The following is a 19,107-nucleotide window of genomic DNA, read 5'->3' as shown; positions in this document are numbered from 1 at the left end:
CCAGGGTCCCCTAAAGCGTTATCCGGGTTATTGCAGGGCGCGTGCCAGTTTTCACGGATTGGCTCATAAAAAATGAACAAAAACGCAAAAGCCCCGGAATCCGGGGCTTTTTTGTCAGGTGACGGTTTTTGACAAGAAGCTCGTCTCAAACCCTTGCGCTAGAGCGGTGCACGCTAATGGTGCGTGCTGCCAGCCAAGGGTGCGAAACCTCCCTTTTCAGCGGTGAATCAGGTGTCGTCGCCGTCGTCCTCGTCGCCATCAATCTTCATCCCCAGCTCTTTGATTTTGCGGGTCAGGGTGTTGCGACCCCAGCCCAGCAGTACAGCGGCGTCGCGGCGGCGCCCGGCTGTGTGCTTGAGCGCGGTTTCGATCATGATGCGTTCAAAGGTCGGCACGGCGCTGTCCAGCAAGTTGGACTGGCCACGGGCCAACGCCTGATCGGCCCACTGGCGCAGGGCTTGCTCCCAGTTGGTGACAGGCGATGCATCGTTTTGAAGGTTCAGCAGCTCGGGTGGCAAGTCGCTGATATGTACCTCGCGGCCAGACGCCATCACGGTGATCCAGCGGCAGGTGTTCTCCAGTTGGCGCACGTTGCCGGGCCACGGCAGGTTTTTCAGGTATTGCTCGGTCTCGGCTTTGAGCAGCTTGGGCTCGACCGACAGTTCTTGAGCCGCGCTACTGAGGAAGTGGCGGGCCAGGGTCGGGATGTCTTCGCGGCGGTCCGACAGGCGCGGGATGTGGATACGGATAACGTTCAGGCGGTGGAACAAGTCTTCGCGGAACTTGCCGGCCTGCACCAGGGTTTCCAGGTTCTGGTGGGTGGCGGCGATGATGCGCACGTCGACCTTGACCGGCGTGTGCCCACCGACACGGTAGAACTCGCCATCGGCCAGTACCCGCAACAGGCGGGTTTGGGTGTCGGCAGGCATGTCACCGATTTCATCCAGAAACAGGGTACCGCCGTCCGCTTGCTCAAAGCGCCCGCGACGCAAGTTGGCAGCGCCGGTAAACGCGCCTTTCTCGTGGCCGAACAGCTCGGACTCCATCAAGTCTTTGGGGATGGCGGCCATGTTCAGCGCAATAAATGGCGAAGCAGCACGCGGGCTGTGTCGATGCAGCGCGTGGGCCACCAGCTCTTTGCCGGTGCCCGACTCGCCATTGATCAGCACCGTGATGTTGGAGTGGCTCAAGCGCCCGATGGCGCGAAACACTTCTTGCATCGCCGGGGCCTCACCGATGATCTCCGGGGTGCGGGCCAGCGCGGGCGCCACGGACAGACCTTGCTGCTCTTGGGCGTGCTGATTGGCACGCTTGACCAGCGACACGGCTTCATCCACGTCAAACGGCTTGGGCAGGTATTCAAAGGCCCCGCCCTGATAGGACGCGACTGCGCTGTCCAGATCCGAGTGGGCGGTCATGATAATCACGGGCAGGCGAGGGTGGTGTTCGCGAATCCTGGCCAGCAGATCAAGCCCGCTGGCGCCCGGCATACGGATGTCGGAAATGATGACGTCCGGTTGCTGGCGAGCCAGACGACTCATGACACCATCGGCGCTGTCGAAGCTTTGTGTGGTCATGCCTTCTTGTTGCAACGCTTTTTCCAGGACCCAGCGGATTGAACGGTCGTCGTCGACGATCCACACGGTTTCACTTCGGCTCATGTCGATGCGGCTCCTTGTTCCAGTGGCAGAAAGATCGAGAAGAGCGTGTGGCCGGGGTGGCTTTCACACTCGATCAACCCTTGATGCTGACTGATGATGTTCTGGGTGATGGCCAGCCCGAGTCCGGTACCGTCCGGGCGCCCGCTGACCATCGGGAAGAAGAGGGTGTCCTGCAACTCGCCCGGGATGCCCGGGCCGTTGTCGATGATTTCGATTTTGGTGACCAGCCGATGGCGAATGTGGCCAATGGTGAACTGGCGCATGGCGCGGGTGCGCAGGGTGATACGCCCCAGCCGCAGTTCGTTTTGGCCGCCGATGGCCTGCATCGCATTGCGCACGATATTGAGCACAGCCTGAATCATTTGTTCACGGTCGATCAGCAGGTCGGGCAGGCTGGGGTCGTAATCGCGCACCAGGGTGATGCTGCCCTGGGTCTCGGCTTCGACCAGGTTGCAGACCCGTTCAAGGACTTCATGCACATTGGTCATGGCCAGCAGCGGCAGTTTGTTGGAGCCCAGCATGCGGTCTACCAGGTTACGCAGACGGTCGGCTTCTTCAATGATGACGTTGGTGTAGTCGCGTAAGCCTTCGTCCGGCAACTGACGGGCCAACAACTGGGCGGCCCCGCGGATACCGCCCAGAGGGTTCTTGATCTCATGGGCCAGCCCGCGCACCAGCATTTTGCTGGTCTCTTGCTTGGACAGCTGGGCTTCTTCTTTGGTGATGCGCAGCAAGCGGTCGCGTGGATGCACTTCGAGCAGCAGTAACGTGGTGCCCGCGCTCAGGATCGGCGTAACGGCGTAGTCCACGGTGAGGGTTTGACCGGTGAGCGAGGTCACCATGGCCTCACGCTTGGTAAAAGGGTGGGCCTGTTCAACAGCTTGACGCAGTGAATGCAGGGCTTCCGTGGATTCGGTGAACAGTTCGCTGATGAATTGCCCATGGCTGCGTTGACCGCTGATGGCCAACAGCATCTCGGCGGCGGGGTTCATGTACTCAAGGCGCAAATCGGCATTGAGCAGCAAGGTCGCTGTGGTCAGGTTGTCGAGTAGCAGTCGGTGCAAGGCATCACTGATGGTCATGGGCCGATCCCGGATTACGTGCGCGGGTTACACGCTGAGACTAAGAAAATGCAAAAACCAAACCAAGGCTCCGAAAAGAAGCGTGAATAGTCCGAAATAAGGGGTTACAGGTCTTTTAGAGGATGCCGGGGGAGGCTCGACGCAGCGCTTCGAACCAAATTGGGTTGCGTAGTCTGAGAATCCGCCATTCATGCACCAATATAGTGCAAATTGTGAGGCTGCTTTCAATATGGCTGCAAGGTGCTGTGCAGAGAGGGGCGTGGCCCTAGCGCACACGCACGCGTTGCAGATCAAACATCACGCCCGTGCTGCGTTGCACCACCGTGTTGCGTCCCAGGACATTCACGGCGAGGCGATGCTCTCCCCGGTCAATATTGACCAGTTCGAACTCGCCCGAGCGGCTGGGTATACCGTAGGGCTTACCATCGAGTACCAGTTGAATACGGTGCTCTTCACGAAGGGCTGGCTCGATATGTACCTGAACGCTGAATGTTCCGTTGTTGGCCCTCAGTGCTTGACCTTCTGGTAAGCCGCGGACCTCCAGCGCGCTGTACTTGAAAACCACCGGGTGGCTTTCACGCTCGGGTAACACAGCCAGCGGATCGGCCTCTGGGTTTATCGCCCGTGCGGGGAGTCGATTAAGGGGGGGAAGCACCACCGGCTCGCTAAGCACATTGCGCCCAGGCATGTCGGTGTAGTGGGTTGTGCCGGCTTCATCGGTGTAGGTGTAAGGCTGCGCAGCGCCGGGCACAGCGATCAGCGCAAGGGTCAGTAGCACAAGGCTTCGCATGGAGGGCTCAGTCGGGTTTGGACAGCGGCAGGTCTGTGGTGCCCGCATAAAAGACGATCAGCTCAACGGGGGTGTTTGCGCTGGTACCGCGATGAGCCACGTTCACCACTTCGGGCAGCACCTGACCGGGCGTCAGCCGGGTTTGTTTGCCCTCGCGGGTTTCTACGAGCAGTTCGCCGGAAACCAGATAGGCCACATTGGGCATCGGGTGGGTGTGCCAGTTGAGGGTGGTTTTGGCGGGAATGGTAATTTTCAAAACACTTAATTCAGGCCGTCCCTGAGGGTACGCGTCGTAGCGTGTACCTTCCCAGGCGTACGCGGTTTTGAGGAGCTGTTGAGTCTGCACGCCGGTTGAGGTCTGTGCACAACCCGCGAAGCTCAGGCAGGCAGTAATGAGCAGGAATGAGGGGATAAGGCGTGAGAGCACCATTGGCGAGTCCTGGCGTGGTTTGAAGGCAGTGGTTGAGTGGACTCAAGCTACGCAGGACGGCGAAGAGTGGCTGTCGGTCAGGGTTGATGTACCGTGCAAGCCAAGGCTGGAATAGGTGTAAGACCGAGCAAAAAAAACCTCCCGAAGGAGGTTTTTTTATTCACGCGGCCAGCGCCGGTGTCACGGGATTAGCAGCTGTAGTACAGCTCGTATTCCAGTGGGTGTACGAAGGTACGTACTTTGATTTCTTCTTCGCTTTTCAGGGCGATGTAAGCGTCGATGAAGTCGTCGCTGAACACGCCGCCTTTGGTCAGGAACGCACGGCCCTTGTCCAGCTCTTCCAGGGCTTCTTTCAGGCTGCCACACACCTGCGGGATTTCTTTCGCCTCTTCAGGCGGCAGGTCGTACAGGTTTTTGTCGGCGGCGTCGCCTGGGTGGATCTTGTTCTGGATGCCGTCCAGACCCGCCATCATCAGGGCTGCGAAGCACAGGTACGGGTTGGCTGCCGGGTCCGGGAAACGTGCTTCGATACGGCGAGCCTTAGGGCTGGACACGTAAGGGATACGGATCGAGGCAGAACGGTTGCGTGCCGAGTAGGCCAGCATGACCGGCGCTTCGAAACCTGGCACCAGACGCTTGTAGGAGTTGGTCGACGGGTTGGTGAAGCCGTTCAGGGCCTTACCGTGCTTGATGATGCCGCCGATGAAGTACAGGGCAGTGTCGGACAGACCGGCATAGCCTTCGCCCGCGAAGGTGTTTTTACCTTCTTTGGAGATGGACATGTGCACGTGCATGCCTGAACCGTTGTCGCCGTACAGAGGCTTTGGCATGAAGGTCGCGGTACGGCCGTAGGCGTCTGCCACGTTGTGTACGCAGTACTTCAGGGTCTGAACTTCGTCAGCCTTTTTCACCAGGGTGTTGAACTGCACGCCAATTTCGTTCTGGCCAGCAGTTGCCACTTCGTGGTGATGAACTTCGATAACCAGGCCCATTTCTTCCATGGCGTTGCACATGGAGGTACGGATTTCGTGGTCGTGGTCGAACGGTGGCACCGGGAAGTAGCCGCCCTTGATGCCTGGACGGTGACCACGGTTGCCGCCTTCAACGTCCTGGTCGGACATCCACGAACCTTGTTCGGAGTAGATCTTGAACATGGAACCGGAGATGTCGGACTTGAATTTCACTTCGTCGAAGATGAAGAACTCAGGCTCCGGGCCAACGAATACGGTGTCGCCGATACCGGTGGACTTCAGGTATTCCTCGGCACGGTTAGCGATGGCACGCGGGTCGCGGTCATAGCCTTGCATGGTCGAAGGCTCGATGATGTCGCACACCAGGATCAGCGTAGGCTGCTCGGTGAACGGGTCCAGAACCGCTGTGCTGTCGTCTGGCAGCAGGATCATGTCGGAGGCTTCGATGCCTTTCCAGCCAGCGATGGAGGAGCCGTCGAACATCTTGCCGTCGGTGAAGAAGTTTTCATCGAGCGCATCACGGGCCGGCATGGTCACGTGGTGCTGAGTACCTTTGGTGTCCGTGAAGCGCAGATCAATCCACTTGACGTCATGATCTTTGATGAGTTGAACCGACTTCGACATATGTCCTCCGGGGTGGCTTCGGGCGGGTAAGTAGTGGTGCGCCCTTAGTAATGTGCTTGATGCCGGCGCAGAATACTCTGCCAAGGCAACCTGCCTCACAAGGGAGCAAATTGCATGCCAGTGCCCTGACTTGGGTGTAATGCGCCAAACTCAGGCAGGTAAGCGGTGCAGCCTACCGATTCATGCCTTTAACCGCACTCAAATGAAGCGAAAACTTGCCTTTTTGCTCTATTTTGGTGCGGCCAAAACCGTTTGTACGATAACTGGTTAAACCTTGAGCAATTTCCGCTATAATCCGCGCCCCCCTTTTTTGGCAGGCTGCTCGCGCGCTGTTTTCATGAAACTAATCGTTAAAGTCTTCCCCGAGATCACTATCAAGAGCCGCCCGGTTCGGATGCGTTTCGTCCGTCAATTGGCCAAAAACATCCGTACCGTGCTCCGCGATCTGGACCCGGCTGTGGTAGTGAGTGGTGTGTGGGACAACATCGAGCTGCAAACGCGTGTGAGCGACCCCAAAGCCCTGAAAGAGATGACCGAACGCCTGAGCTGCATGCCGGGCATCGCGCATTTTCTGCAGGTCGATGAGTACCCGTTGGGTGACTTCGACGACATCGTCGAGAAGTGCAAACTGCACTTCGGCGATTCGCTGGCGGGCAAGATCTTTTCGGTGCGTTGCAAGCGCGCGGGCAAGCACCCGTTTTCCTCGATGGATGTCGAGAAATATGTGGGCAGCAAGCTGCGTCGCGAGTGCGGAGCGGCCGGAATCTCGCTGAAAAACCCGGAAATCGAAGTCCGGATCGAAATTCGCGACCAACGGTTGTTTGTGATTCACAGCCAGCACGACAGCATTGGCGGTTACCCGCTGGGCGCGCTGGAGCAGACGCTGGTGCTGATGTCCGGCGGGTTCGACTCTACGGTCGCGGCCTACCAGATCATGCGCCGCGGCCTGATGAGCCACTTTTGCTTCTTCAACCTCGGCGGCCGGGCCCATGAACTGGGCGTAATGGAAGTCGCGCACTATATATGGAAGAAGTACGGCAGCTCGCAGCGCGTGCTGTTTGTCAGCGTGCCGTTCGAAGAAGTGCTGGGCGAAATTCTCGGCAAAGTCGATAACAGTCATATGGGCGTCATTTTGAAGCGTATGATGTTGCGCGCTGCGTCCCGTATTGCGGACCGGCTCGATATCGACGCACTGGTGACGGGCGAAGCGATTTCACAGGTGTCCAGCCAGACGCTGCCCAACCTGTCCGTGATCGATTGCGTGACCGACAAACTGGTCTTGCGCCCGCTGATCGCCAGCCACAAGCAGGACATCATCGATTTGGCGACCGAGATCGGCACCGCCGACTTCGCCAAACACATGCCTGAATATTGCGGGGTGATTTCGGTCAACCCCAAGACCCACGCCAAGCGTCCACGCGTGGAGTATGAAGAACAACAGTTTGATATGGCCGTGCTTGAGCGTGCGCTCGAGCGAGCCAAACTGGTGCCGATTGATCGTGTGATCGATGAGTTGGGCCAGGACTTGCAAGTCGAAGAGGTCAGCGAAGTGCTGGCGGGCCAGATCGTTCTCGACATCCGTCACCCGGATGCTCAGGAAGATCAGCCGCTGGAACTGGCTGGCATCGAAGTACAAGCGTTGCCGTTCTATGCTCTGAACAGCCGCTTCAAGGAACTGGATGACACCCGTCAGTACCTGTTGTATTGCGACAAAGGCGTGATGAGTCGCCTGCATGCTCACCATTTGCTCAGTGAGGGACATGCCAATGTGCGCGTTTATCGACCGAGCTAAGAGCCCGGGGCTGTATGCCTGTGGCCTGCGTCACCGGCCCCCCGACGCCGCCGTCAAGTTGTAACGGCAAGGCCTGACTCTATTGTTAATCGCTGCCACGACCTGTCAGCACACCGAATCCTCTGATCGAGATACACAAGTGATCGAAAATCTACGCAACATCGCCATCATTGCTCACGTTGACCACGGTAAAACCACCCTGGTAGACAAACTCTTGCGTCAATCCGGCACTCTGGAGCGCGGCGAGCTCAACGACGAGCGCGTGATGGACTCCAACGACCAGGAGAAAGAGCGCGGTATTACCATTCTGGCGAAAAACACCGCCATCAACTGGAACGGCTACCACATCAACATCGTGGACACCCCGGGCCACGCCGACTTCGGCGGTGAAGTAGAACGCGTGATGTCGATGGTTGACTCCGTTCTGCTGCTGGTTGACGCTCAAGACGGCCCTATGCCGCAAACCCGTTTCGTGACCAAGAAGGCGTTCGAAGCCGGCCTGCGTCCAATCGTGGTAATCAACAAGGTTGACCGTCCGGGCGCGCGTCCTGATTGGGTTCTGGACCAGATCTTCGACCTGTTCGACAACCTGGGCGCTACTGAAGAACAGCTGGACTTCAAAGTGGTTTACGCCTCTGCCCTGAACGGTATTGCTGGTCTTGACCACACCGACATGGCTGAAGACATGACCCCGCTGTACCAGTCGATTGTCGACAACGTACCGGCACCAGCCGTAGACCGTGACGGTCCGTTCCAGATGCAAATCTCGGCACTGGACTACAACAGCTTCCTGGGCATTATCGGTGTTGGCCGTATCGCCCGTGGTCGCGTCAAGCCGAACACCCCGGTTGTTGCTATCGACGCTGACGGCAAGCGCCGCAATGGTCGTATCCTGAAGCTGATGGGTCACCACGGTCTGCACCGTGTAGACGTTGAAGAAGCTGCAGCAGGCGACATCGTTTGCATCAGCGGTATGGACTCGCTGTTCATCTCCGACACCCTGTGCGACCCGATGAACGTTGAAGCGATGAAGCCGTTGACCGTTGACGAGCCAACCGTTTCCATGACCTTCCAGGTAAACGACTCGCCATTCTGCGGTAAAGAAGGCAAGTTCGTGACATCCCGTAACATCAAGGAACGTCTGGACAAAGAGCTGCTGTACAACGTTGCTCTGCGCGTTGAAGAAGGCGACTCGGCTGACAAGTTCAAAGTATCGGGCCGTGGTGAATTGCACCTGTCGGTTCTGATCGAAACCATGCGTCGCGAAGGCTTCGAAATGGGCGTTGGCCGTCCAGAAGTAATCATCCGCATGGTTGACGGCGTTAAGCACGAACCGTTCGAAAACGTCACCATCGACTTGCCTGAAGAATCTCAGGGCAAGGTGATGGAAGAGATGGGCCTGCGTAAGGGCGACCTGACCAACATGGTGCCGGATGGCAAGGGCCGTGTACGTCTGGAATACAACATCCCTGCTCGCGGTCTGATCGGTTTCCGTAACCAGTTCCTGACCCTGACCAACGGTGCTGGCATCCTGACCTCGATCTTCGATCGCTACGACGTGATGAAGTCCGGCCACATGTCCGGCCGTCAGAACGGCGTTCTGGTATCGGTTGAAACGGGCAAGGCGCTGACCTACTCCCTGGAAACCCTGCAGGCGCGTGGCAAGCTGTTCGTTGAACACGGTCAAGAGATCTACAACGGTCAGATCGTTGGTCTGAACAGCCGTGACACCGACATGGGCGTTAACCCTACCAAGGGCAAGAAGCTCGACAACATGCGTGCTTCGGGTAAAGACGAAACCATCGCTCTGGTTCCACCTGTTCGCTTCACCCTGGAACAGGCTCTGGAATTCATCCAGGACGACGAGCTGTGTGAAGTGACGCCTAAGTCCATCCGTCTTCGTAAGAAGATCCTGGACGAAGGCGAGCGTACCCGCGCTGCCAAAAAGGCCAAAAACTAAGTTAATTAGTTAGCGGTTACAAAAACGCCCCCGGCCTTGCGGTCGGGGGCGTTTTTTTATGTGCGGGATTTGTGTGCGCTGTTGCCCGTCACTCCAACTCCCTGCCTTGAGAGGGGCCTGGATTGAGGGTAATTCGAGCCTTAAAAATCCATCAATTTAACGCTGCTGTTCTTACGCTCGACCGCTTTGGGAATATACGCGCAGTACCCTGGTCGCGGCCCGATACGCGGGTGGTTGCGGCAGGTATCAGGGCGTTTTTCGTAGATGGTACACATGCGCGATTTGCGGTCCAGGTACAGGCAGTCATTGTTGCTCATGCGCTGCAGCGTGAAGATGCCCGACTTCTGGTTGAAACGTTCCACAATCCCTTCTTTTTGCAAACGCTTGGCGATGTTCTTCGGCGGGTCGCCCAGTTCGAATTCATCCACCAGCCCGATGCGGATCAAGTCTTTGACCTTGACCTCGACCGGTAGGGTGCAGCAGCTGGAAATGCAGGAGCCGCACATGGGCGCGGTGTATTTGGCCCAGGTATCGAGACGGTCGATTTCCGCGGCGGCGATCAGGTTGGACTTCATCAGGCTTATATTCCAGCGTGTAACAGGGCGCGCGATCATACCGGGGTTGAGCAAGAATTGAACAACCATTTGCCGGTTTTTTGCTCACTATCGAGCGCCGCCGTTTTGTGCCGCCATCCGGTGCATTGTTTGCTTGGCCGATTTATCCGCAGGATCGCGCAAAAATCTCGAACACAAGCCGCTTCCTTCTGTCAGAGCGTCTAGGCTGACACCATTCGTTCTTCAAATCGCTCCATCTCGCTTGAGGTTGTATCGATGTCCCAGGAACCGCTTGTTTGTGATGCACAAGTGGCGGCCTTCCGCGCCGCCGTACTGGCCAAACTGACCTGCGCGGTGGGCAAGGACCCGGAACACGCGTTCGATCATGACTGGTTCGAAGCCATTGCGCTGGCCGCCCGAGACCATATGGTCGAGCACTGGATGGACAACACACGGCAGATTTACCGCAAAGGCCAGAAGCGGGTGTATTACCTGTCGCTGGAGTTTCTGATCGGCCGTTTGCTGTACGACAGCCTCAGCAACCTCGGTTTGCTCGACATTGCGCGTGAAGCGCTGACCGAGCTGGGGGTGGATCTGGAGCAAATCCGTTTGCTTGAACCCGATGCCGCGCTGGGCAATGGAGGGCTTGGCCGTCTGGCGGCGTGTTTCATGGAGAGCATGGCCACCCTTGGCGTCGCGGCCCACGGCTACGGCATTCGCTATGAACACGGGTTGTTTCGCCAAAGCATCGTGGACGGTTGGCAACAGGAGCAGACCGAAAACTGGCTGGACTTTGGCAACCCGTGGGAGTTTGAGCGGCCGGAGGTGGTGTACCTCATCGGCTTCGGCGGAGCGGTCGAAACCCTCATCGATGAACAGGGTCACCCGCGGCAGGTCTGGTGGCCGGGCGAAACCGTGCGTGCGATTGCCTACGACACCCCGGTCGTGGGCTGGCGCGGTGCCAGCGTCAACACGTTGCGCTTATGGCGGGCCAGGGCGGTGCACGAGATGCACCTCGAACGCTTTAATGCCGGTGACCACTTGGGCGCGGTCGCAGAGGTGGTGCGCGCTGAGAGCATTTCGCGGGTGCTGTACCCGGCGGACAGCAACGAAGCCGGGCAGGAGCTGCGGCTGCGTCAGGAATATTTCTTCGTGGCAGCATCGTTGAAGGACTTGATCCGGCGCCATCTGGATCAGGGCTTCGCATTGCTCGATCTTGGCGAGCACGTGGCCATCCAGCTCAATGACACCCATCCGTCCATTGCCGTCGCAGAGTTGATGCGCCTGTTGGTCGATGAACACGGCGTGGAGTGGGGTGCCGCCTGGAAGGTCACGGTCGAAACCCTGGCCTACACCAATCACACCTTGCTCCCCGAAGCGCTTGAAACCTGGCCAGTGGGGCTCATGGAGCGTTTGCTGCCCCGGCATATGCAGATCATTTACCTGATTAACGGGCTGCACATTGATTCGCTGCGCGAACAGGGCGTGCATGACTTTGACGTGCTGCGCGCCGTGTCGTTGATCGAGGAAGACAACGGCCGCCGTGTGCGCATGGGCAATCTGGCGTTTTTGGGGTGTCACAGCGTCAATGGCGTGTCAGGGCTGCACACGCAATTGATGCGCAGCACCGTGTTCTCGCACATGCACAAGCTGTACCCGGACCGCATCAACAACAAAACCAACGGCGTGACCTTTCGGCGCTGGCTTTACCAGTCCAACCCGCCGCTGACGGCACTGTTGGTGGATGCGCTAGGCCCGCAATTTCAGGACGATCCCGAGCACAACCTGATCCAGCTGGAACCGTTTGCCGGGCGTGCAGACTTTCGCAAGCGATTCGCTGAACAGCGGCTGCAAAACAAATGCACCTTGGCGGCCTTGATTTATGAGCGCCTCGGCATTGTGGTCAACCCCGAAGCCATGTTCGATGTGCAGGTCAAACGTATCCACGAGTACAAGCGCCAGTTGCTGAACCTGCTGCACACCGTGGCGCTGTATCAGGCAATCCGTGCCGAGCCGGGTAACCGCTGGGTGCCGCGTGTGAAGATCTTTGCCGGCAAAGCGGCGGCCAGTTATCAACAGGCCAAACTCATCATCAAACTGACCAATGACATCGCGCGCACCATCAACCACGACCCGACTGTGCGTGGTTTGCTCAAAGTGGTGTTCCTGCCCAACTACAACGTCAGCCTGGCGGAGAACATCATCCCGGCGGCCGATTTGTCCGAGCAAATTTCCACCGCCGGTTATGAAGCGTCGGGCACCAGTAACATGAAGTTCGGCCTCAACGGGGCGTTGACCATTGGCACGCTCGACGGCGCCAACGTCGAAATGTGCGAGCGTGTCGGCTCAGAAAACATGTTTATCTTCGGCCTCACCGCGCAACAGGTCGAAGCCCGCAAGCTCAGTGGCGAGTTCAATGCCGGGCCGGAAATCGCCGCGTCTCATCGGCTCAATGATGTGTTGCAGGCGATTCGCGGCGGGGTGTTCTCTCACGATGACCCGGCGCGCTATACGGGGCTGATCGACTCGCTGATTGATTACGACCGCTTCCTGGTGTGCGCTGACTTTGACGCTTATTGGGATGCGCAAATGCGTGTTGAAGCGCTGTGGCACGACAACGATGCGTGGTGGCGCACGTCGGTACTCAATACCGCGCGCATGGGCTGGTTCTCTTCCGACCGCACCATTCGTGAGTATGCGACCGAGATTTGGAAGGCGCTCTAACGGTCTTGCTGGCGCTACTGAACCACCGCGAGGCTGCGACCGGACGCAGCCTCGTCACAGGGCGGCAGTTACGGGTTTTGGCTGTTTTTTGCCCGCAACTGAACCCGCTCGGCCGGATCTGAGTCTGATTAGAAGATTTGCACGGCAACACGCGTTAAACTGCGCGGGTTTTTTGCCCCCTCCCCCTAGTTCGGAGCCTTACATGTCCCGCGTTACCCTGAGTCGCTATTTGATCGAGCAGACCCGCAGCAACAACACGCCTGCTGATTTGCGTTTCCTCATCGAAGTGGTGGCGCGTGCTTGCAAAGAGATCAGCCACGCCGTGTCCAAAGGCGCCCTGGGTGGTGTTCTGGGCAGCATGGGCACCGAAAACGTGCAAGGCGAAGTCCAGAAGAAGCTTGACGTGATTTCCAACGAAATCCTGCTCGAAGCCAATGAATGGGGCGGTCACCTGGCCGGTATGGCATCCGAAGAAATGGACAACGCCTACCAGATCCCGGGCAGATACCCGAAAGGCGCCTACCTGTTGGTATTCGACCCGCTGGACGGCTCGTCCAACATCGACATCAACGCGCCCGTCGGTACGATTTTCTCCGTGCTGCGTTGCCCTGAAGGCCACTTGGCCGAGAACGGCGACCTGGGCGAAAAAGCATTTCTGCAACCGGGCTCCACCCAAGTGGCGGCCGGTTATGCGATCTACGGCCCGCAAACCATGCTGGTGCTGACCCTGGGTGATGGCGTTAAAGGGTTCACCCTGGACCGCGAAATGGGCAGCTTCGTGCTCACCCACGAAGACATCAGCATTCCTGAATCCACGCAGGAATTCGCCATCAACATGTCTAACCAGCGCCACTGGGAAGCCCCGGTACAGCGCTACGTTGACGAATTGCTGGCCGGTGAAGAAGGTCCGCTGAAGAAGAACTACAACATGCGTTGGGTTGCCGCGATGGTGGCAGACGTCCACCGCATCCTGACCCGTGGTGGCGTGTTCATGTACCCGCGTGACAGCCGTGAGCCTTCCAAGCCAGGCAAGCTGCGTTTGATGTACGAAGCCAACCCGATGTCGTTCCTTGTGGAGCAGGCAGGCGGCGCGTCCACTGACGGCCACCAGCGCATCCTCGACATCCAGCCTGAAGGCCTGCACCAGCGTGTTGCGGTATTCCTGGGCTCCAAAGAAGAAGTGGCGCGCATTACGGCTTACCACAAAGCCTAAGCGCGCAGTCGCTGCCGCAGGCTGCGAAGGGGGGGCAAGCCCCCCCGATCTGTGCACCGTCTCGCCATTACCCGGCAGCCTCGACAGCGCGTTGCCTGAGCTCTACCTGCCCGCCTGCAACAAAACCCCGGCCTGTCGGGAACCACCCCGCGCTTTTCTCTTCTAAGCTCTCACCGAGGCAGCGATGCCGACTTTCCCATTCAGGAGCTTTTCCATGAAGTTGCGTTCTTTGGCGTTGTTGTCGTTCTGTGTGTTATTGGCGGCCTGCAGCAAGGTCAATCAAGAGAACTACTCAAAACTGTCGGCCGGTATGCCCAAGGCCGAGGTGGAGAAGCTGTTGGGCAACCCGACGGATTGCTCGGGCGCACTCGGTATGTCGAGCTGCACCTGGGGCGATAAAAACAGCTTTATCAGCGTGCAATATGCAGGTGACAAAGTGCTGATGTTCTCGGGTCAGGGCTTGAAATAAGACTGAACAGGAGCGTTACCCATGAAGCGACTTTTAGCGTGTCTGGGCACTGCGTTGGTGTTGGCCGGGTGCTCCAGCTCCGGCAGCGATGCACTGGCCCCCAAAACCGTCGATAACGTCGACCTCAAGCGCTATCAAGGCACTTGGTATGAGCAGGCGCGGTTGCCGATGTTCTTCCAGCGCAATTGCGCACAGTCCCAAGCTCAATACACCCTCAAGCCCGATGGCAATGTGGCGGTGCTCAACCGCTGCCTGACCGAAGACGGCAAGTGGCAGGAGGCCAAAGGCACAGCGACGCCTCAAGTGCCGGGCAAGACCGACAAATTGTGGGTTGAGTTTGATAACTGGGTCTCGACGCTGTTGCCGGGTGTGACTAAAGGCGATTACTGGGTGCTGTATCTGGGGGACAACTACAGCACTGCGCTGGTCGGTAACCCGGACCGTCGCTACCTGTGGTTGCTGTCGCGCAAACCGACCATTGATCAGCAAACCCGTGACGAGTTACTCAGCAAGGCTCAACAGCAAGGCTACGACACCACACGCCTGATCTGGCGCACGCCCGACGCGGACATGCCCAAGACTGCGCAATAAGTGGGAGAGGGCCCTCAGCGAGCGCTGAGGGCCCTTTGCATGATGCTTACGCGCGCAGCAAGGTCTTCCAGGCGCGGTTCTGGTAAACCGCGATCGCTTGATGCTTGCGGGCATCGAGCAACGCATCATTGTGTTCAACATCGTCTGTGAGTGGCTGATTGGCCAGCTCTTGCAGCTTGTTCATCTCGCCAAACAAACGGTCCACTTCCGCAATCTCCAGCACGCCACGGGCCAAACGCAGCCACGCTTGAATGCGCTCGATGCGCGGCAACTGCTCTGCCAAATCTTCTGGTTGCTGCTGGTAACGGTTCAGACGCAACGCGATAGCTTCATCCGACAGCAAACGTGGCAGCCAACTGCTCAGCTGTGCCGCGCCCTGACGATTGCCACGGGTCGTGCCACGATCCACGGTCCAGCTGCGCTCCATCAACCAGCGCGACGTGTTCAGGGAAAATTGGCCCCAGCGCGGGTCTTCGAGTTCTTCGAGGAACTGCTCGGGCGCGGCTTTGCGCACGTCTTCGTCGTCCTGACCGATCTGCACCAGCGGGCGCCAGTCTTCCAGCAGTGCGTCCAGCGAGGCGCGCAAGGTGCTGGTGGATTGGCGTGGCGCGGCCTGACCGAGGCTGCTGACCAGCGCGCGCAGGTCAATCAATTGCTGCACCCAGTCTTGCAACAGACGCCAGTGGCCATTGAAGCGGTATTGCTCGGCCAAACGCTGGCTGCTGGCCAGCAAATGCCACGCCAGCGCGGCAAACGCGTCATCCAGCGGGGTTTCAGGCGTCAGCTCAGGGGCTGGCAGGCTCACCGAGTAGCTGTTGGCGTCGAACAGGCGATAACCGCGCTCTGCCTTGCTGATGTCACACGGCATCAACGCCAGTTTTTCAGCCAGCTCGGCAGCCAGTTCCAGCAAGGCAGCCGGTTCGCCTTCGCGCAGTTCGAGTTCCAACTCGCAGATTTCTTCTTTCTGCTTGCCTGCAATCACGTGGCCCACGTCCAGTGCGGCTTCGATCACCACTTTGGCTTTGCCGCGACCCCACGAGATTTCAGCGCGCTCGCGCACGAAATCAGTGGTGAAAATCGGCTTGAGGGTTTTTTTGTCCAGCTCGGCCAACGCTTCGGGCCAGCATTCGCCGTCGAGTTTTTTGACGTCGAGCTTGGCTTTAGGCAAATGCCAGTCGTATTCATTGCGCACCGACAGACCGGCAACGCTCTCGCCACGGGTCTTGAGGGTCTGGATCACGTCTTCGCCATCACGGCGCAAGCGCAGGGCAACCTTGGCCTTAGCCAGGTCGCGCTCCGGGGTATCGAAATATTGGTTGAGCAACTCACGGCTTTCCCAGCCACTTTTGTTGCGCTTTTTCAGCAAAGGGTGCTCGCGCAAGGCGGCGAGGGTTTCGCGGCTGACGCGGAGTTTGATTTCGGTTTCTTTCTGCATGGCCGGAAAATCCAGGAACGGTGCGCAGCCGGGGAAAGGTGTGGCTGCCAAGGCCGTGCAGTGTACAGGACTCGCCGCCCCGGCGCCCCGCATGGGTTTATTCTGCTGCTCAGATGGCCCTATGATGGGCCTCGCCCCGCCAACAGGAAGTCAGCGCATGCCTTTACCCTCCCTCAAAGAGCAATTCGCTGCCTTGATCAGCGCGCCGTCCGTCAGTTGCACCCAGGCGCACCTGGATCAAACCAACCGCCCGGTCATTGATCTACTGGCCCTGTGGCTGGGAGACCTTGGGTTCGCCATCGACATCCAGCAGGTCAGCCCCGGTAAATTCAACCTGCTCGCCAGTTATGGCAGCGGCCCCGGCGGGCTGGTGCTGGCAGGCCACAGCGACACGGTGCCGTACGATGAAGCCTTGTGGCAGACCGATCCGCTCAAGCTGACAGAAGTGGATAACCGCTGGGTCGGACTGGGCAGCTGTGACATGAAGGGTTTTTTCGCGCTGATCATCGAAGCCGTCCGGCCGCTGCTCGATCAACCGTTCAAGCAACCTTTGCTGATTCTGGCCACGTGCGACGAAGAAACCTCCATGGCCGGCGCCCGGGCACTGGCCGAAGCGGGTCGCCCGCTGGGCCGTGTGGCTGTGATTGGCGAGCCGACCGGGCTCAAACCGATCCGCATGCATAAAGGCGTGATGATGGAGCGCATCGAGATTCTGGGGCGCAGCGGCCATTCCTCTGACCCAAGCCTGGGCCATAGCGCGCTGGATGCCATGCACGACGCCATCAGTGAACTCAAGGCCCTGCGCCAGCAATGGCTGCACGAATACCGCAACCCGCAATTCAGCGTGCCGCAGCCGACCCTCAACTTTGGCTGCATCCACGGCGGCGACAACCCGAATCGCATCTGCGGCCAGTGCTCGCTGGAATTCGACCTGCGGCCTTTGCCGGGGATGGACCCGACGGCGCTGCGGGCTATCATCCGCAGCAAGCTCCAGCCACTGGCTGAACGCCATCAGGTACAGATTGATTTCGCTCCGCTCGCGGCAGGCGTAGCGCCCTTTGAGCAGGCGGCCGACAGCGAACTGGTGCGTGTGGCTGAACGTCTGACCGGGCACCGTGCCGAAGCAGTAGCGTTTGGCACCGAAGCGCCTTATCTTCAGCGCCTTGGCTGCGAAACCATTGTCCTCGGCCCCGGCGACATCAGCTGCGCACATCAGCCGGGCGAACACCTCGACATGTCACGTTTGCAGCCGACGGTGCGTCTACTCAGTCAATTGATCGAACACTATTGCCTGACCCCGGCGCTGTAAATCGCCGCAGGTCCAACCCGTACACACAAGGAGAGCACGCGTGTCGCCAAGTCAGTTTCGACGATAACCCCCGCCCGTTGTGCGTTTGCTGTTTGTGCCCTTTTTAGGCGACTCACTTTTTTACAGGCTCCGGTTATGCCCGATTACGTTAACTGGCTACGTCACGCGTCCCCTTACATCAATGCCCACCGCGATTGCACCTTCGTCGTCATGCTTCCCGGCGACGGCGTGGCGCACCCCAATTTCGGCAACATCGTTCACGACTTGGTGCTGCTGCACAGTTTGGGCGTTCGGCTGGTGCTGGTGCATGGCTCGCGCCCGCAAATCGAAAGCCGCCTGCAAGCCCGCGGGCTGACGCCGCATTACCACGAAGGCATGCGCATCACCGACGCCCCGACGCTGGAATGTGTGATCGACGCCGTCGGTCAACTGCGCATTGCGATAGAAGCCCGGCTGTCGATGGACATGGCGTCCTCACCGATGCAGGGTTCGCGCCTGCGGGTGGCGAGCGGCAATCTGGTGACGGCGCGTCCGATTGGCGTACTCAATGGCGTGGACTACCACCACACCGGCGAAGTGCGGCGGGTGGACCGCAAGGGCATCAACCGCCTGCTCGACGAACGCTCCATCGTGCTGCTGTCGCCGCTGGGGTATTCGCCGACTGGCGAAATCTTCAACCTCGCCTGCGAAGACGTTGCGACCCGTGCCGCCATCGACCTTGGGGCCGATAAACTGCTGTTGTTTGGCGCCGAGCCGGGCTTGCTCGATGAAGACGGGCGTCTGGTGCGCGAGCTGCGGCCGCAACAAGTGCCCGCCCACATGAAGCGTCTGGGCAGCGATTATCAGGCTGAACTGCTGGAAGCGGCCGCCGAGGCCTGCCGTGGCGGCGTGGCCCGCAGCCATATCGTCAGCTATGCCGAAGACGGCGCACTGCTGACCGAGCTGTTCACCCGTAACGGCGGCGGCACACTGGTGGCGCAGGAGCAGTTCGAAAAAATCCGCGAAGCCGCGATTGAAGACGTCGGCGGTTTGCTGGACCTCATCAGCCCGCTGGAAGAGCAGGGCATTCTGGTGCGTCGCTCACGCGAAGTGCTGGAGCGCGAGATCGAGCAATTCAGCGTGGTCGAGCGTGAAGGCATGATCATCGCCTGCGCGGCGTTGTACCCGATTGCCGATTCTGAGGCGGGCGAACTGGCCTGTCTGGCCGTGAACCCGGAATACCGCCACGGCCGTCGCGGCGATGAATTGCTTGAACGCATCGAAAACCGTGCGCGGGCGCTGGGCCTCAACACCTTGTTCGTCTTAACCACGCGCACCGCCCACTGGTTCCGCGAGCGCGGCTTCGAGCCCAGCAGTGTGGAACGCCTGCCGGTAGCCCGCGCCTCGTTGTACAACTTTCAGCGCAATTCGAAAATCTTCGAAAAAGCCCTGTAACGCCTGCACGGCCGACTGAAACCGCCGTTCAAAGCACACCTGCGTCGAGCGGCGGCTTCGGTGCGTCG

General features: G+C 59.1%; 15 protein-coding genes. 8 read left to right on the top strand and 7 right to left on the bottom strand.

Features of this window, described 5'->3' with window-relative positions; translation table 11 throughout:
• Positions 1–227: 227 nt before the first annotated feature.
• From ntrC to glnA, 5 genes are all read right to left on the bottom strand, one after another.
• Positions 228–1,661 carry a nitrogen regulation protein NR(I) gene (gene ntrC, locus HBN61_RS12755; RefSeq protein WP_094994294.1) on the bottom strand — a complete coding sequence of 478 codons (1,434 nt, stop codon included), beginning with the start codon at positions 1,659–1,661 and terminating at the stop codon, positions 228–230.
• Positions 1,658–2,743 carry a nitrogen regulation protein NR(II) gene (glnL, locus tag HBN61_RS12750; RefSeq protein WP_094994293.1) on the bottom strand — a complete coding sequence of 362 codons (1,086 nt, stop codon included), beginning with the start codon at positions 2,741–2,743 and terminating at the stop codon, positions 1,658–1,660. The genes ntrC and glnL overlap by 4 nt, the downstream gene beginning before the upstream one ends.
• Before the next feature lie 265 nt (positions 2,744–3,008).
• Entirely contained in the window at positions 3,009–3,533 is a 525-nt protein-coding gene (locus HBN61_RS12745; RefSeq protein ID WP_094994292.1) for a DUF4124 domain-containing protein, read from the bottom strand.
• 7 nt (positions 3,534–3,540) lie between these two features.
• Positions 3,541–3,963, bottom strand: coding sequence for a cupin domain-containing protein (locus HBN61_RS12740; RefSeq protein WP_186347881.1), 423 nt, complete (start codon positions 3,961–3,963; stop codon positions 3,541–3,543).
• 188 nt (positions 3,964–4,151) lie between these two features.
• Complete coding sequence (glnA, locus tag HBN61_RS12735) at positions 4,152–5,558, bottom strand: glutamate--ammonia ligase (protein WP_047272914.1); 1,407 nt, start codon at positions 5,556–5,558, stop codon at positions 4,152–4,154.
• Positions 5,559–5,895: 337 nt separating this feature from the next.
• Between glnA and thiI the strand changes: the two genes are divergently transcribed.
• Both thiI and typA read left to right on the top strand, forming a co-directional pair.
• Positions 5,896–7,350, top strand: a complete 1,455-nt coding sequence (gene thiI / locus HBN61_RS12730) for a tRNA uracil 4-sulfurtransferase ThiI (RefSeq protein WP_170046903.1) — start codon at positions 5,896–5,898, stop codon at positions 7,348–7,350.
• 139 nt (positions 7,351–7,489) lie between these two features.
• Positions 7,490–9,310 (top strand): translational GTPase TypA, encoded by a 1,821-nt coding sequence (gene typA / locus HBN61_RS12725; protein ID WP_047272916.1) that lies wholly within the window; start codon positions 7,490–7,492, stop codon positions 9,308–9,310.
• A gap of 140 nt (positions 9,311–9,450) precedes the next feature.
• Here typA and HBN61_RS12720 read toward each other — a convergent pair whose 3' ends face one another.
• On the bottom strand, positions 9,451–9,888 hold the full coding sequence (locus tag HBN61_RS12720) for a YkgJ family cysteine cluster protein (protein ID WP_047272954.1): 438 nt from the start codon (positions 9,886–9,888) through the stop codon (positions 9,451–9,453).
• A gap of 252 nt (positions 9,889–10,140) precedes the next feature.
• On the opposite strand from HBN61_RS12720, the gene HBN61_RS12715 reads away from it, so the two are divergent.
• From HBN61_RS12715 to HBN61_RS12700, 4 genes are all read left to right on the top strand, one after another.
• Entirely contained in the window at positions 10,141–12,588 is a 2,448-nt protein-coding gene (locus HBN61_RS12715; RefSeq protein ID WP_170046902.1) for a glycogen/starch/alpha-glucan phosphorylase, read from the top strand.
• Between the two features lie 202 nt (positions 12,589–12,790).
• Complete coding sequence (locus tag HBN61_RS12710; RefSeq protein WP_094994288.1) at positions 12,791–13,801, top strand: class 1 fructose-bisphosphatase; 1,011 nt, start codon at positions 12,791–12,793, stop codon at positions 13,799–13,801.
• Between the two features lie 214 nt (positions 13,802–14,015).
• Entirely contained in the window at positions 14,016–14,270 is a 255-nt protein-coding gene (locus HBN61_RS12705) for a hypothetical protein (RefSeq protein WP_094994287.1), read from the top strand.
• Between the two features lie 21 nt (positions 14,271–14,291).
• The gene (locus HBN61_RS12700; protein WP_094994286.1) at positions 14,292–14,861 is read left to right on the top strand and encodes a lipocalin family protein; all 570 of its coding nucleotides are present in this window, start codon (positions 14,292–14,294) and stop codon (positions 14,859–14,861) included.
• A gap of 46 nt (positions 14,862–14,907) precedes the next feature.
• On the opposite strand, the gene HBN61_RS12695 is transcribed toward HBN61_RS12700, so the two are convergent.
• Positions 14,908–16,296: a CYTH domain-containing protein gene (locus HBN61_RS12695; protein ID WP_169964544.1), complete on the bottom strand. Its 1,389-nt coding sequence runs from the start codon at positions 16,294–16,296 to the stop codon at positions 14,908–14,910.
• 157 nt (positions 16,297–16,453) lie between these two features.
• Here HBN61_RS12695 and argE point away from each other — a divergent pair, with 157 nt between their 5' ends.
• Together argE and argA are read left to right on the top strand one after the other, a co-directional pair.
• Complete coding sequence (gene argE, locus HBN61_RS12690) at positions 16,454–17,605, top strand: acetylornithine deacetylase (protein ID WP_170046901.1); 1,152 nt, start codon at positions 16,454–16,456, stop codon at positions 17,603–17,605.
• A gap of 135 nt (positions 17,606–17,740) precedes the next feature.
• Positions 17,741–19,039 carry an amino-acid N-acetyltransferase gene (gene argA, locus HBN61_RS12685; protein ID WP_170046900.1) on the top strand — a complete coding sequence of 433 codons (1,299 nt, stop codon included), beginning with the start codon at positions 17,741–17,743 and terminating at the stop codon, positions 19,037–19,039.
• Positions 19,040–19,107: the final 68 nt, after the last annotated feature.

Origin of the sequence: Pseudomonas sp. WS 5071 (genome assembly GCF_012985765.1) — a bacterium.
GTDB lineage: Bacteria > Pseudomonadota > Gammaproteobacteria > Pseudomonadales > Pseudomonadaceae > Aquipseudomonas > Aquipseudomonas lundensis_A.
Note: the sequence above shows the minus strand (reverse complement) of the source record. Positions and strands in the feature narration are given on the sequence as shown.